Origin of the sequence: Leifsonia poae, assembly GCF_020009625.1 — a bacterium.
Classification (GTDB): Bacteria; Actinomycetota; Actinomycetes; order Actinomycetales; family Microbacteriaceae; genus Leifsonia; species Leifsonia poae_A.
Genome location: NZ_JAIHLP010000005.1, coordinates 1 through 12,787, shown reverse-complemented (window position 1 = coordinate 12,787; position 12,787 = coordinate 1). Strand labels below are relative to the sequence as shown.

Genomic DNA, 12,787 nt, shown 5'->3' with positions numbered 1-12,787 from the left:
GCACCGGTCGCGGCGTTTCTGATGTTCTGCGCGTGGATCGCGCTTCTTATGGCGATCGCCGTCATGCTCGTGCTTCTCGTCGTCCTGTACTTCGCCGGTGTGCTGTCCCGCTCGGCTATGTCTGGATCATCGATCCGCAGCGCCGCAAGACCGGCTGGCGACTCGTGGCCTGTTTTATCGGCGTGATGCTTGCGCACCCCGCTGCTGTTCTTCATGCTCGGCGTCACGTTCCACTGGATCGGGGCCGCGCGCGTCGAGACGTTCGGCGATCACCTGAACGTGCAGCGCCTCGCGTGCTCATTTCCGGCATTCTCGCAATGCTCATTGCGACTCTCAGTCCGGCGCTTCTGATGAAGTTCGCGCCGGTCATCCCGGCCTCCTTCGGCGGAAGTAACGGGCCGAGCATGCAGCCGGGGCGATGGGGCTCGGGCAATATGCAGGACGCCACGCAGAAGTACGCACCAGAAGCCCGACAGGGTGGCAAGCCGACTGACTCTGGCAACGCCCCATCGCCAGTCGAGGACGCACCCAGCGTGAAGGGGAGCGGGGGACTGGCGACTTCGCCGGAGCGGAGCGAAAGCGGGCAAGAGCGCCGGACGGGCAGCCGGCGCAGGAGCCGAAGCGGGCGCAGCCGCGCGGGCACGGGGGCCGGCGCAGCTGGTGCCGGAGCTGCAGGCTGGCGGCCGCGGGCGCGGCGAGTCCGCTACTGGCGTCGGTGCCGCGATTGCGTTCCTACGCTCATTTGCGGCCGCGCGTGTGGCAGCCGGGCAGGCGGCTGTGTCGAAAAGGCCCAGGAGGCGGGCGCTATGGCCGCTGAGGCGGCTGCAATTCGGACGAAGGGGGCACAGTGAGCAACGCAGCGCAGAACACGGATGGTAGAGAGGCAGCTGGGCGGCGAAGCCGGCCACCGATCATTCTTCGGCGGGTCCGGCAAAGGCCCGCGCAACATCCTGCTTGCCCTGTGTGGAGTCGGCCTGGTCGTCGGCGCACCGTTCTTTGGTGCACCCGCCGTCGTCGTTGCCGTCATCGCCGCGCTGCTGGTGTTCCTGGTCACAGCACGCACTCACCGCGGGTCGATCCTCGACCGCGCGAACGTCGGGTGCGCTGGAAGGGACCGCGCGCCGCGCCGGCATCGACCGCTACACGCCGTTCGACGTCGCACAGTGGGACCAGCTGACCCAGCTCAAGCCAGGACAAGACGCGGCAAGGAGGACCCGGTGGACGGCCGCACGCGAGCTTGCGGCGATGCGGACCATGCCGGACGGTGCGGACGGAATGGGATGGCTTCAGATGGGCCGGCGCGAGCCGGGAATCGCCTGGCACGCCCCGATGGGGAGAAGCCCTATCTATCGGTCGTGTTCACCGTCACCGGGCAGCTGCGCGGTGCGGAGCCCACTCGGGTCGCCTCGTCGAGCGGCCGAGGCTTTCGGGGAGTTCCTGGCATCGCGCGCAGCACGTCGAGCCTGCTGCGTCGCGTGCAGGGTGACCACGCGAGTGCTGCCGCCCGAAAGCATTCAACGCGGCGTGGGCGGAGGTTAGCCTTGACCCGACGATCCCGACCAACCACCGCCGTGCTCTCGTACGGGATGGTGCCACACGCCGCCGGGACGCAATGGTGCAGCGGCACCGATCACGGCGTGCTGGCCAATCGACGCCGAATTCGTCGACGTCGCCCGTGGATATGGGGAGGGCCGCGACGGTTGGCGCGCACTGATGCACCGGCGAAATCGAGTCCGCAGAGCGCGCCTCCGCGCGGCACGTTTGGGAGACGTTGCGTGCTCACCGCACGGCAGAACCGGAGCGCACGTCGTTCACGGCCAGAACCCGTTTCACCCGATCGACCAGCCTGTCGACGACCCGGGCAAGCTGGCCGTCGCGTCCCACGACGAATTACTCGCACACATCGTCACGGCCACCAACCCCCGAGACGGGCGCAGAGGTCGAGTGGTGGCACCGCACCGCCGCGCGATCAAGGCCGAGAACCTCGCCGTAAGGCAAACGGTCGCAGCTGTGGATGCTCGACCTGCTGATTGGGGTCGGAGCTGCACTTCCTCCGTTACGGTGTCGTTCCATCACCAGCTAATCCCCGCATCCGAGGCACGCGCTGCGGCCCGGCGCGACCTGGTGCGCGACCAAGCCGCGCAGAATGAACGACGGCCGAAAAGGGCCGCCTCGCGAACGACGAAACCACGTGAACAAGACCGCCGCGCAGCTGCGGAACGCCGATCTTGGGTATGGCTCCCGCCACCACGGGGACAGCTGGATCGGCTACGTCACGATCACCGAGACAAGCCGCGACCGGCTGCAAATCGCGTCTCGTCAGCTAGAGGAAGTCTGCGAGAACGGGCTCGGCGTCGAGGCCACTGGACTGGCAGGACAGCTTCAATCGGCGGCGTCCGGCACGACGTGGCCGATCGGCCGAGGTATCCAGACCGAGAAGCCCTCTGTCACCAACGCGTGTACGGAAGCTGGCCGGCAAGACCAACAAGGAGGCGCTATGAGCGAGCACAAGGCCGAGAGCACCAAGAGCGGTATGTGGTCGCTGCCGGTTCTGCGGAAGTTCGCCCCGCCCGAGGAAGTACAGGTCGACGAGAGCGGACGCACCGAGGGCAGGACGAGCTGCTGCCGTGGAACGTCCCCGGCACGCAGCTGCGCGCGCGCAGCGGCCGCGCCGGTCGCGGCTTCTACGCCCCGCGCTGCGCGGTGCGCCGTCGACCACCCGGCAGGCGAAGTCCTCAACTCCGCCGTTATCGGCGCACCACCGGCACCAGGCGGCATTGTCACCGGCCGCGACGTGCTCTCGAAGACGTCAATCGCGCACGACCGGTGACCGCCTAAACTCGCGCCGCATGTTGGTGTCGAGCCCGAACGTCGTCGTGATGGGCGACGTCGGCTCCGTAGTCGAGCTTCATCAAGACCGCGCTCGTCGCCCGGCCCTCATCATGGCAAGCGGCGCGCCACCGTGTTCGACAAAAGGGACCGAGCAGGGGAGGGCGAATACTCCGAGCTCGCGCGCGCGTTCGAGAGCCCGAGCCCATCAAGTTCACCGACGACGGCACCGGCACCCGGCTGAATCTGCTGGACCCCATGATCAGCCACGGCCCGGAGCATCGGGCAAATGCGGCTGCTGAAAGTCGTCACGCGCCTCGCTCGCAACGACACCCGCTCAACGAGGAAGAAGAAGCGCTCCGCTCGGCCCTGCGGATCACGCTCGCCCGGTTCGAGGACGGACGGGTGCCGACCCTGGCCGACGTGCTGCCGGCGCTCGCGTCGACGACCGCGGACAGCGACTACGCGCAGCATTCGCCGCAGGCGCGCGGACAAGCTGCACCAGGCCGGCCTCTCGGTGCAGTTCACCTCAACACGCTTCTTGGACGACTATGCCGGCCTGCTCGACGGCGAAACGTCCAAGGTGGTCGACCTGGCGCACAAGCTCACCAGCTGGGACATTTCGCAGCTGCCGATGACGGCCCTTCCGTGCCGATCGTCATGGCGATCGGGCACATGTGGCTGCTCGGTCGACTCCGCAACGACCGCGGCTGGCACACGACGTGCGTCTACGAGGAAGGCTGGCACATCGCTGCCGGCCCCTCCGCATCGCTCGCGAGAGGCGAATCAGAAGCTCTCCCGTGGCCTCGGCTCTCCAACGTGTTTCGCCTTCCACAAGGGCACCGATATTCCTGCCAACTCACCCGGTATGGCGATGGTGCAGGAGGCCCAGTCGGTCTACGTCTACGGCAGAGCCGGCACGAGGATGCGCTGTGGTGGCCAGCAGACCTTCAACTTCTCTCCCGAGCGGGCGCACGACATTACGCAGCTGAGCGACGGCCACCACTACTTCAAGTACGGCAACGCACGTTGAAACGCTCGTGCGGCACATCCGCTCGGAGTGGGAGACGCAGATCACCAACACCCGACGAGGGCATGGAGGGTGCCGCCGCCTCGGTGCTGCGGAGCGCGTGATGGGCTGGAAGGGCATCGCGGCTGCCGCATCACCGTTCTGGTGATGTTCGGCGGTGGTGTGTTCATGTCCGGCGCGCAAGCCAGCGGATGCGGCGGCGGCGAGGTCGTCGCGACCATCGCGATCAGCAGCCGGCCGATCGCCGGCTACTCAGGCGACCAGCTCGCGAACGCCGCGGCGATCATGAACGCGCGCGACCGGACTGGGGCTCGACGCCCAGGCTCAGGTCATCGGCGTCATGACCGCGATGGGCGAATCCGGTTGCGGGTGCTCGACCATGGCGACCAGGCCGGCCCCCGACCGCGCGGGCTGTTTCAGCAGCGCGACACCTGGGGGAGCCTCGCGGATATCGGATGGACCCGACCAAGTCGGCGGTGCTGTTCTTCCAGCGACTCATCCAAGTGCCCGGCTGGCAGGCCATGACCCGACGCTGGCCGCGCACACGTGCAGGTGAACGCTGACCCAAACCACTACACGAAGTTCTACTCCGCGGCCGCGCAGGTCGTGCAGGCGCTCGGCAGTAATGGCGGCGGCACCCCGGGTGCGCCGTAGGCGCCGACCAGGTGGGGCTCGCCCAGGAACTCGTGAAAGCGGCGGACGCCGGCCAGCTGCGTGGCCTGGTGCCGGATCACATCAAAGAGATCCGCTGGATTGCTCAGGATAAGACCGTCGCGGATTGCGGAATCGACACCGTGTCTTGCAGACCATCGTGCTCGCTGTTCGCACCTTCCAGTCCGTGGGCGTCTCCGACATCAACCGCAGATGCACCGGCCAGATCGAAGGGGCCGGCACGGAGTCGGCCCACTACAAGAACGGCGGCGGGCACGCCGTCGACTTCTACATGCTCAACGGCACGCCGCTCACGGGGGCAGACGGGTACTCGCTGCGCCTGATCGGGATGCTCGACCCGATCGTGCCAAGGGCTCACGAGTCGGGCAGAAGGACGTTTCGCGCAGCTGCGGGCGTGACGATCGCGACCACGAACTTCGGCCAGATCGACGACACCGGGAACCATCTACACATCGACTTCCTGTACGCCACGGGCGCTTATGTCGGGAGTCAGCAATGACAGGGCGTGTTTCAACAGCGCGCAACGCAACCCAGTGACATGCATGTCGCCTACAGTCCGGAGCTGAAAGCGGAGAATGAGCGGCACATTGCCGAGTTCATCGGCGGGCGCCGACTCGAGCTGCTAGCCGCCTGGGGCGAGACGATTATGGCGCGATCGTACCTGCGCGGCATGCTTCGCGGCATCGTGGGCCTCCCAGAAGCCGCGTCCTGTAACTGGAGATCTATCGGTGACCCTCTAAAAGAGCGGCCATCCGCGCCCCCTCGCGAGCAAGCTATGCGTGGCCACTGCGTCCGTTCGACATTCACGGCTATCTGCGTGGGCTGTGAAATGCTTCTGCGTGCGAACACGCTCAATCAACTGTTGACGACGGCGTGGCACGCGACCAGCATGTCGGCATGAGTGATGACGACGAGTTCGATGACGATGATGAGATGGTCGTGGGCGACCAGGAACTCGTGTCGTTTGAGAAACATCTGTTCGCCGCCATCCGCGAGTCTCGCCAGCTCGACGCGGAGATCGACGACGAGTACCGCCGGCTGACGAACGGTGAGTACGACGAGCCAGCTATCCCGGAGCGGGAATCGGACGGCGAAGGCAAGCCGTAATCGTTGCGCGGGTACCCGGCTGAGCAACCAATCGAGTAGGAGGAATTTGGTCTGGACGCCCTATCTCTACCTATGTAGAGTTAGGGCATGAAGATCACTCCGTCTCTCGTGAAGGTCGCGACCGCACTCCTCGACGCCCCAAAGGAACGACACTGGGGATACCGGTTGAGTGTGGACAGCGGTGTTCGGTCAGGCGTCCTCTACCCAATCCTTGGACGCATGATGGACGAAGGATGGCTGACCGACGGCTGGGAGGATCCCAGCGAAGCTAACGGCCGCCCTCCCCGCCGCTATTACGAGATCACCGATACGGGCCTTCGTGAGTTGGGAGCGGCTCAGAGTCGATTCCTCGCATCACAGGCTCGCGTGGGGGCGACAAGCCCCAACAGGCAAGGCTGGCGATGACATGAATGTAGATTTCGATTTCGCGAAACTTGCCTCTCTGTTGGGGCTGTGGCCGCTCGTCGGCATGGGGGCGGCTCTGCTCCTCGTCTGGGGGATCGCCCCGGGCTGGATTGTGAGACTCGCTTCCCTCGCCTTCCGGAAAGGTGACGCGCGCCGCAATGAGATGATCGCCGAGCTCTACGCGGTCCCGCATCTGAGGCAGCCGGTGTGGGCGCTTCAGCAGTGTGAACGCGCCCTAAGCGAGGGCCTCGCCCCTCGCCTCTGGCAACTGGGCTATCGGCGGTTTGCCGGGCGATTTACTCGAAGGACCGAGGTTGCTAAGTCGTATGCGGAAACCATGATCTACCCGATCTTTCCGGAGAACGAGTTTCTCCGGCGGTATCGGCACAGCGATGATGCGCTTCCGATACTTCCCCTGATGCTCGACTTTGAAGGCCCGAGCGGTGAGCCTTTGATGAGCGTGAGGATGGGCCACGATGATGACGTGCTGGTCATGTCCGTGTATCCCGGCGTTTCGTGCGCGTGCGCTCCGGCACAGATGGCTCTGTGCAGGTGGTTGAACGGCAACAAGCAGTTCGTCTTCAGCCACAAGGTCATCAGCGCGGCGTGTGTTTTCGAACGAGAGTGGCGGAGGCAATCGGTTACACCTCAAATCGCGCGGAAGGTTCGGCGATCGACAGTGCCGCTCGCCGTTGATGGCTCCTACCAGGATCATCGCGCGACTATTCGGTGGTCAATCCGGAGGTCTGACTGTATCTCGGTGGCGTCTGACGCTGTAACCTCTTCTATCCGGCCGCGCCACTATAGGGTTCGTGCATGAGCATGTGGGGGGATGTGCCCTCGTGGGTGACCGCAATAGCCACGGTTGGGTTGGTCGTCGCGGCAGTGACGGCTGGAATCTACGCGGCTCTATCCTGGCGAGATGCTCGCGCACAGGGTTTGAGGCGGGCGCAGGAACGTAGGCGCAGGGTGCCTCGAAGGTCTCCGCTTGGGGTGGCGAGGGCGATACTTCCGAGCACTACGACGTTTGGCTCAGAAACGGCAACAACGTACCGATCTACGATCTATATCTCATGGTGAATGGATACGGCGAACTAGCTGCCCGGGCGTGGTGGACTTGGATCAAGCCGTTGTGCCACCTGGATTTCGAGCAGGTCTTCGCTCTGCTCCCGTACAGCGAAGCGCAGCGGACTAGGGGGCCCAAAGTAGTCGATGGTGAAATCGACCTTCGCGGGCATGAGCCGTGGGACTTCTTGGTAGAGCTGCGATTCCGGGATGCCGATGGGGTTACATGGAAGCGCGCTCTGAAAATGGCGAGATCTCCGAAGGCGGATCCCGTAGCAAGAAGAACAAGGACTTGTGAGTGAAAACTGAGGTGGTGGCAGGAGCCACGACCTCTTGGGTGGCCCGACCCAAGGGCCACCGGGGGAGCCGCGGCTAGGTGTCGCATTCGCATCTAACGGGGATGCCATGTTCAAACTGACATAAGGTATATTATCAGCGAAGGAGACTTGGATGGCCTCGACGAGCTTCGCGAAATGAGGTGATGCCGAATCAGCCGACAGCCGGTGGGCTCACCGGCTAGCGGATCGCCGTGGGAGCGCTGGGGGAACTCTTCAGAGCATGATCCCAGACATGGGCGAGCGCCGCGTGCACCGCGCCCTGGATGACGATGTCGCTCGCCAGGGGCGAGGCGAGCAACTCGCTGGCGAACGCCGTGTGCTCCTCGACGCGCAGGCGGAGTTCGGGGATGAGTGGCTGGAGCGACGTCGCCACTCCGCCGCCAAGGACGATTCGGCCGGGGTCGAGGAGGCTGACGAGGGTCGCGATGACGCGCGCCAGACGGTCGAGGAGGCGGCCGGAGATGTCGTGAGCCACGTCGTCGCCCTCCTCTCCCAGCCGGAACACGTCGGCGGCGACGCTCTCGGACGTCAGCTTCGTCTGCAGATGGTCGCCAACTGCGTCCTGCGCCCAATCCTGAGCCAGTCGCCCGATTCCCACTGTGCTGCCGACGCCCTCGATTAGGCTGAGGTATTTCATCTCGCCCCCGCCGCCGTGGTGTCCGCGGTGGAGAACACCGTTCTCGACGATGCCCGCGCCGAAGCGGTCGCCGGGAGGAGGACGACGAGCGACTGCGCCGGGCCGGACATCGCCTCACGTTCGGCCAGCGCGGCGAGGTTGGCGTCGTTTCTACGACGATGGGCCATTCCGGGTGGCCGCTGAACAGCAGGTCGGGATCGATCCGGATCCAGTCCCAGAACTCGTCGCCGACGCCCACCCGACCGGTGTGATCGACGGGTGCGGGGTACGGCGAGCGTGGCGGCTAGGACGGTCCCGGCTTCAGCTCCGGCGTCGTGGAGGGATTCGTCGACGGCCGCCTGCGTCTCGGCCGTCCGATCGATGATCCACTCGGGCTGTCGGGGCGCGAGTGAAAGGCTCGTCTCGAGCGTCCGACGATCTGGCCGAGCAGGTCGGCGACCACGCAGGTCACGGATGAGAAGCCGAGATCAACCCCGACGACGTGGGCCGCGCCCGGGTTCAGGGCGAAGCGGCGGGAGGGCCTGCCGCGGGTCCCTTCCACCCGGGGGCCGGCATCCGACTCCGCGATCCAACCCGCAGCCAGCAGATCGTCGCAAACGGCCAGGATGGTGGAGCGCGTGAGGTCGGAGAGCTCGATGAGTTCGGACGTTGTGAAGCTCTTGCCGGCGGACGCGCTGCTGAAGATCTTCAGCAGCGCGAGCGTGTTCGAGCGCCGGAGGACGTTCGTTGACGTCGCGACCAGCGCGTGCGTTGGAATCGATTTCTCTGCGGGACTTGCCCAAACCCTCGACATGTGACAACAATAGTGCACGTCTTAGATTTAGAACCTAGATAAATTCTGGATCGTCTCTCTCGGAAGGATCAATGGTGACCGAAAGCGTTCTGAACGCCACCCGTGTGGAATCTCCCGACCGGTGGTGGCGCAGGCAGCCGTGTGTATCAGGTGTATCCGCGCAGCTTCGCGGACGGTAACGGCGACGGAGTAGGCGACTTCCTTGGGCTGATCTCCCGCATCGACTACCTGCGCGATCTCGGCATCGACGCAGTCTGGCTGAGCCCGTTCTACCCGTCCGAGCTCGCGGACGGCGGCTACGACGTCGCGGATTATCGCGACGTCGACCCGCGCATCGGTACGCTTGCGGACTTCGACGCGCTGGTCGCCCGCCTCCATGACGTCGACATCAAGGTGATTGTCGACATCGTGCCGAACCACAGCTCCGATCAGCACGCTTGGTTTCAGGAAGCCCTGCGCAGCGTACCCGGTTCCGCCGCCCGCGACCGCTACATCTTCCGCGACGGGCGCGGCCCGGACGGCTCAGAGCCACCGTCGGACTGGACGTCGATCTTCGGAGGGCCGCCTGGACCCGCGTGCCGGATGGGCAGTGGTATCTGCACCTGTTCGCTCGCGAGCAGCCCGACTGGAACTGGTCGAATCCCGAGGTGCGACAGACTTTCTGACCACCCTTGAGTTCTGGGCAGATCGCGGGGGTCGACGGATTCCGTGTCGACGTCGCCCACGCTCTGACCAAGGGGCTGGGAGTTGAGCTGCCGACGCAGGTCCAGCTCGAAGACCCAACACACTTCCCAGTCGGGACGCATCCGATCTGGACCGCGACGAAGTGCACGAGATCTATGCGGAGTGGCGACGCCTGTTCGACCGCTACACGCCACCGCTCACCGCCGTCGCGGAGGCCTGGGTGCCCGCGGAGCGGCGGATCCGCTACGCCACCGAGCAGGGCCTCGGACAGGCATTCAACTTCGACCTCCTCAAGGCCACCTGGGACGCCGCGCAGTTCCGGCGCATCGTGGAGGAGAACCTCGATCTCTCGGCGCAGAGCGGGAGCTCCAGCACGTGGGTGTTCTCCAACCACGACATTGGTCAGACACGCCACCCGGTTCGGCCTCCCCTCCACAGACAGCGAGGGCCACGCGTGGCTCCTCTCCCATGGCGTGGAACCGCGGGAGGACCGCGACCTGGGCCTGCGCCGCGCTAACGCCGCCACCCTGCTGGCGATGGCGCTGCCCGGCAGTGTGTACCTTACCAAGGTGAGGAGCTCGGTCTGCCGGAGGTCGCCGACATCCCCGGCGACGACCGCCAGGATCCCACGTTCTTCCGCACCGGAGAGTCAGGAAATCGGCCGGGACGGCTGCCGCGTGCCGCTCCCGTGGACGGCAGACGGGCCTTCCTTCGGCTTCGGCGCGGGTGGTGCGCACCTGCCGCAGCCGGCCTGGTTCGCCGAGTTCGCGGTCGATACCCAGAGCGGACGCTCGGGTTCGGTGCTGTCCCTCTACCAGGACGCGCTCGCCGGTCGGCGAATGCTGCAGACTGACGAGCGTCTGGAGTGGCTCGACATCGCGCCGGATGTCGTGGCGTTCCGCCGGCCGAACGGCTGGACGTCCGCGACCAACTTCGGCTCTCACTCCGTCACACTCGAGGCAGAGCGCGTCTACCTGTTCAGCGACGGTTCCGTCCCCACCGACGGTCCCGGCGTCTCGAACCGACACCACCGTCTGGTACCAGCATGGCTGAGACGTCATTCATCGCGCCGGACTCCGACATCGCGGCGGCCACGATTTACCAGGTGTATCCACGGGCGTTCTCCGCCGATGGAAGCCTCCGGGCGGGTCACGGCAGAGCTCGAGCGCATCAGCGCCCTCGGGGCCGACATCCTCTATCTCACCCCGGTCCAGCGATCGGTCGCGAGCGCCGCATCGGATCAGTCGGAAGCCCGTTACGCGATCCAGGACTACCGGCGGATCGACCCGGAGCAGGGCACCGACGGCGACTTCGACGAGTGGTGACCCGCGCGCACGCGCTGGACCTGCGCGTCGTGCTCGACATCGTGTTCCATCACGTTCTCACCGGACGCCGTGCTCGCCCAGGAGCTGCCTGACGCTGTCATGCGCGACGTCGCCGCAGAACCAACAGGGTCGATCCCCGAGTGGGGGGACGTCGCCGAGCTCGTCTTCGACAGAGCTGTCCGAGCCCACCTCCTCGAGGTTCTTCTGTTTTGGGCGGCTCGGGGTGTGGACGGGTTCCGCTGCGACGTCGCATCCCTCGTCCCGCTCGACTTTTGGCTGGATGCGCGAGCTGTCGTAGATGCGGGCACCCGGGGACCCTGTGGATCGCCGAGACCGTCGACCCTGGGATGATCGCGTTCTGCCGCCGCGCCGGCATCACCGTGCCAGAGGACGCGGAGGTGTTCCAGGCGTTCGACATCGAGTACCCCTACGACACGTGGCAGTTGTGGCGCAACGCGACAGACGGTCGTGCATCCGCGCTACAGTACGTAGACCTCGTCCAGTGGCAGGGCCTCACCCGGCCGCCGACCGCCATGAAGCTACGCTGCGTCGAGAATCACGACAACGCACGTGTGCAAAGCTTCCTCAGCACCGATCGCGCCTTCGCCTGGACTGCCTTGACGGCTCTGCTCCCCGGCCCGTTCCTGATGTACGCCGGCAGGAGGCCTCCGCCCGCGGCTAGGCCTTCGCTCTTCGAGCGCGAACCCGTCGACTGGTCCGGAGTTGACCTGTCGGCGGTGCTCACACGATTGATCAGCGCGAAGAAGAAGACGCGTTGGTTGCGTCGCTTTGACGTGCTCGAGTCCGCTCCGTGGATCGGGCTGTCTCGTGGGAGCGCGATCGAGGCCGATGAAACGCACACCCTCCTCGGCCTGTTCGACGTGGACGGTACCGGGGTCCCGTGCCCGTGCGAATTCCCGACGGCCGGTACACCGACCTGCTCGCTGAGGCCGAGGTGGTCGTCGCGAACGGCCTGTGCACACCGCGGCACCGGCCGTCGTCCTCGACGTGGCGGCTCTCGTTGAGCTGGCCTACCAGACGGAACCCGTTGCTCATTGGGGAGGTCGACTGATGGTCGGCACCCGAGGCTGGCGCAAGGCCGGACTAATCCTGCTTTTCATTGGGCCCGCGGTCGTCCCACTGATTGCCTTCCGGTTTTACCCCATGATCTCGTCGCTGTGGACGAGCCTCCTGAATTGGGACCTCCTAAGTCCCGCCACGTTCGTGGGACTGAAGAAACTACGCGAAGGTCCTCACGAACGCGGACTTCGGTCAGGCGCTCCTACACACGCTCTACTATCTCTGCGGTTACGTGCCGCTCGTGCTGCTCGGCGCGCTTGTCCTCGCCCTGCTGCTCAACACGAAGATCCGCGGACGCCGTGGTGTTTCCGGCCATCTACTACCTGCCGGTGGTCACCAGTTGGATCGTTCGTCGCGCTGCTATGGAAGTGGCTGCTGAGCCCGGACGGCGGAATCGTAAACTTCCTCCTCGGCTCGTCGGCATCTCCGGCCCCGGCTGGTGGACGGGATCCCGTGTGGGCGATTGCCCGCTGTGATCATCGCGTCGGTCTGGAGGACATGGGCTTCAACATGCTTATCCTGCTGGCCGGCTGCAAATCGATCCCGACGCACCTCTACGAGGCGGCGCGCCTCGACGGCGCCGGATCCGTCAAACGACTCTTCTACATCACCCTCCCGCTTCTGACACCGTCATCTTCTTCGTGGTGGTCCTGAGCCTGATCGGGCGGGTTCCAGGTCTTTGACCAGGTCTACAATCATGACCGGCGGGGGTCCCGCCGGCTCGACGACGGTCATCCTCCAGCAGGTCGTGCAGCAAGCGTTCGTACGGAGACATGGGCGGCGCATCCGCGATGAGCTGGGTGCTGTTCGCGATCATCCTCG

Annotated in this window: 13 protein-coding genes and 1 pseudogene; 11 read left to right on the top strand and 3 right to left on the bottom strand. The window is 65.6% G+C overall.

The window, feature by feature from the left end:
• Window positions 1–215 (bottom strand): hypothetical protein (locus K5L49_RS19910; protein ID WP_223695397.1); only part of this gene is annotated, 215 nt, incomplete at its 3' end.
• A gap of 1,976 nt (window positions 216–2,191) precedes the next feature.
• On the opposite strand from K5L49_RS19910, the gene K5L49_RS19905 reads away from it, so the two are divergent.
• The 7 genes from K5L49_RS19905 to K5L49_RS19880 all read left to right on the top strand — a co-directional run bounded on the left by K5L49_RS19905 (window position 2,192) and on the right by K5L49_RS19880 (window position 6,863).
• Window positions 2,192–2,830 (top strand): hypothetical protein, encoded by a 639-nt coding sequence (locus K5L49_RS19905; RefSeq protein WP_223695396.1) that lies wholly within the window; start codon window positions 2,192–2,194, stop codon window positions 2,828–2,830.
• 867 nt (window positions 2,831–3,697) lie between these two features.
• Window positions 3,698–3,862, top strand: a complete 165-nt coding sequence (locus K5L49_RS19900) for a hypothetical protein (RefSeq protein ID WP_223695395.1) — start codon at window positions 3,698–3,700, stop codon at window positions 3,860–3,862.
• Between the two features lie 796 nt (window positions 3,863–4,658).
• Window positions 4,659–5,030, top strand: coding sequence for a hypothetical protein (locus tag K5L49_RS19895; RefSeq protein WP_223695394.1), 372 nt, complete (start codon window positions 4,659–4,661; stop codon window positions 5,028–5,030).
• Between the two features lie 6 nt (window positions 5,031–5,036).
• Entirely contained in the window at window positions 5,037–5,432 is a 396-nt protein-coding gene (locus K5L49_RS20770; RefSeq protein WP_374107716.1) for a DUF1643 domain-containing protein, read from the top strand.
• A complete protein-coding gene (locus K5L49_RS19890; protein WP_223695355.1) occupies window positions 5,429–5,638 on the top strand; it encodes a hypothetical protein in 210 nt (69 codons plus the stop codon). Before K5L49_RS20770 ends, K5L49_RS19890 begins: the two co-directional genes overlap by 4 nt.
• Window positions 5,639–5,725: 87 nt before the next feature.
• Entirely contained in the window at window positions 5,726–6,043 is a 318-nt protein-coding gene (locus K5L49_RS19885) for a PadR family transcriptional regulator (RefSeq protein ID WP_223695393.1), read from the top strand.
• A 1-nt stretch (window position 6,044) separates the two neighbouring features.
• A complete protein-coding gene (locus tag K5L49_RS19880; RefSeq protein ID WP_223695392.1) occupies window positions 6,045–6,863 on the top strand; it encodes a hypothetical protein in 819 nt (272 codons plus the stop codon).
• 761 nt (window positions 6,864–7,624) lie between these two features.
• Here K5L49_RS19880 and K5L49_RS19875 read toward each other — a convergent pair.
• Together K5L49_RS19875 and K5L49_RS19870 are read right to left on the bottom strand one after the other, a co-directional pair.
• Window positions 7,625–8,134: an ROK family protein gene (locus tag K5L49_RS19875; protein ID WP_223695399.1), complete on the bottom strand. Its 510-nt coding sequence runs from the start codon at window positions 8,132–8,134 to the stop codon at window positions 7,625–7,627.
• Between the two features lie 232 nt (window positions 8,135–8,366).
• The gene (locus K5L49_RS19870; protein ID WP_223695391.1) at window positions 8,367–8,876 is read right to left on the bottom strand and encodes a hypothetical protein; all 510 of its coding nucleotides are present in this window, start codon (window positions 8,874–8,876) and stop codon (window positions 8,367–8,369) included.
• 71 nt (window positions 8,877–8,947) lie between these two features.
• On the opposite strand from K5L49_RS19870, the pseudogene K5L49_RS19865 reads away from it, so the two are divergent.
• The 4 genes and pseudogenes from K5L49_RS19865 to K5L49_RS19850 all read left to right on the top strand — a co-directional run.
• Window positions 8,948–10,564: pseudogene (locus tag K5L49_RS19865) on the top strand (glycoside hydrolase family 13 protein); the annotation flags it as partial.
• A gap of 126 nt (window positions 10,565–10,690) precedes the next feature.
• The gene (locus tag K5L49_RS19860; protein ID WP_223695398.1) at window positions 10,691–10,885 is read left to right on the top strand and encodes an alpha-amylase family glycosyl hydrolase; all 195 of its coding nucleotides are present in this window, start codon (window positions 10,691–10,693) and stop codon (window positions 10,883–10,885) included.
• Window positions 10,886–11,786: 901 nt separating this feature from the next.
• The gene (locus K5L49_RS19855; protein WP_223695390.1) at window positions 11,787–11,957 is read left to right on the top strand and encodes a hypothetical protein; all 171 of its coding nucleotides are present in this window, start codon (window positions 11,787–11,789) and stop codon (window positions 11,955–11,957) included.
• A gap of 518 nt (window positions 11,958–12,475) precedes the next feature.
• Complete coding sequence (locus K5L49_RS19850) at window positions 12,476–12,619, top strand: ABC transporter permease subunit (protein ID WP_223695389.1); 144 nt, start codon at window positions 12,476–12,478, stop codon at window positions 12,617–12,619.
• Window positions 12,620–12,787: the final 168 nt, after the last annotated feature.

Coding starts and splice junctions, on each gene's coding strand:
- K5L49_RS19860 (WP_223695398.1), top strand. CDS start 10,691: ATGGAAGCCTCCGGGCGGGTCACGGCAGAGCTCGAGCGCATCAGCGCC.
- K5L49_RS19885 (WP_223695393.1), top strand. CDS start 5,726: ATGAAGATCACTCCGTCTCTCGTGAAGGTCGCGACCGCACTCCTCGAC.
- K5L49_RS19870 (WP_223695391.1), bottom strand. CDS start 8,876: ATGTCGAGGGTTTGGGCAAGTCCCGCAGAGAAATCGATTCCAACGCAC.
- K5L49_RS19890 (WP_223695355.1), top strand. CDS start 5,429: ATGAGTGATGACGACGAGTTCGATGACGATGATGAGATGGTCGTGGGC.
- K5L49_RS19900 (WP_223695395.1), top strand. CDS start 3,698: ATGGCGATGGTGCAGGAGGCCCAGTCGGTCTACGTCTACGGCAGAGCC.
- K5L49_RS19850 (WP_223695389.1), top strand. CDS start 12,476: ATGCTTATCCTGCTGGCCGGCTGCAAATCGATCCCGACGCACCTCTAC.
- K5L49_RS19880 (WP_223695392.1), top strand. CDS start 6,045: ATGAATGTAGATTTCGATTTCGCGAAACTTGCCTCTCTGTTGGGGCTG.